Here is a 964-nt window from a genome sequence, read left to right as displayed (position 1 = left end):
CGCCGCGAACGCGGCCAGGTCGAACTCCCGGACTGGGAAGAGGAGTACAACCGCTCGCACCGCAAGGCCCGCGCCCGCGTTGAGCACGCCTTCGCCCGTATGAAGATCTGGAAGGTCCTCCGCGACTGCCGCATGAAAGGCGACGGCATCCACCACGCCATGCTCGGCATCGCCCGCCTGCACGACCTCACGCTGACCGAGTGAGGGGCAGTGACGCTGGTCAACCGGCGTGCCGTAGATCATTTACGGGACAGCACTTAGGGCGTATCAGCCCAAGTTGGACGTGACAGTAGGCTTGAGCGCGAGGCTTCTGGCTCTTCACAGCTGTGCCGGTAATAGGGGTGGCCTGTGTCGATTTTTTTCGCCTGCCGGAGGGGGTGGGTTCGGTTTGCCGGCCGTCCCAGCTGACGCCCTGACTGATGAGGACGACACCCGTCTTTCCGGCGAGGTCGGCATCGGCGTCATCCGAGGTGGGGATGACGGTGAGGCGTACGACTGTGTGCGCGTATCCGTTCTTTCCCTGCCTTTTTCAGCTTTCTGGGCGAATCGCGAGGAGTCCGAACCGAATCGGCCGGGGGCCGGCGGCCCAGGGGCGTGGCACGATGGCGAGAAGGAAGTCGGGTAGGTAGCTCGTGCCGTCATCCGACACAAGCTGAAACGGACTTTCGGTGGTCTTGGTCCTGCCCCATTGTCCGTCCTTCTCCCAAACGTACGCGCCGGTCGGCCGTCCGATGCGTTCGAGGTCGTTTTATGGTGCGGACGATGGCGAGTGGTCGCTGGGATCGAGGAAGCCCGTGTCCGGGTAGCCAGGAGGCAGGGCGGGGCAGGTCCGCAGGGGGTTGCTGTCCAAAGTTCTCTTCGCGGAGGCCTGCCCAAATGTATTCGGTGGTGTCGCCGTTCACGTAGATGACCGCGGGGGCCTGGATGCGGTAGCTGGGTGCGCGCGGCAGTGAGTGCGGCTTCG

The 964-nt window shown here is 64.4% G+C and carries 2 protein-coding genes; one reads left to right on the top strand and one right to left on the bottom strand.

The window, feature by feature from the left end; all coding sequences use genetic code 11:
* On the top strand, window positions 1-204 hold a 204-nt coding region (locus tag CCN51_RS51315; RefSeq protein ID WP_143676225.1), incomplete at its 5' end, for a transposase family protein.
* A gap of 434 nt (window positions 205-638) precedes the next feature.
* Here CCN51_RS51315 and CCN51_RS60415 read toward each other — a convergent pair.
* Window positions 639-926: an RNaseH domain-containing protein gene (locus tag CCN51_RS60415; protein ID WP_425444812.1), complete on the bottom strand. Its 288-nt coding sequence runs from the start codon at window positions 924-926 to the stop codon at window positions 639-641.
* Window positions 927-964: the final 38 nt, after the last annotated feature.

The organism is Streptomyces milbemycinicus (assembly GCF_002154605.1).
In the GTDB taxonomy this organism is placed as follows: domain Bacteria; phylum Actinomycetota; class Actinomycetes; order Streptomycetales; family Streptomycetaceae; genus Streptomyces; species Streptomyces milbemycinicus.
The sequence above is the reverse complement of the archived record's forward strand: the minus strand, read 5'-3'. Positions and strand labels throughout refer to the sequence as shown.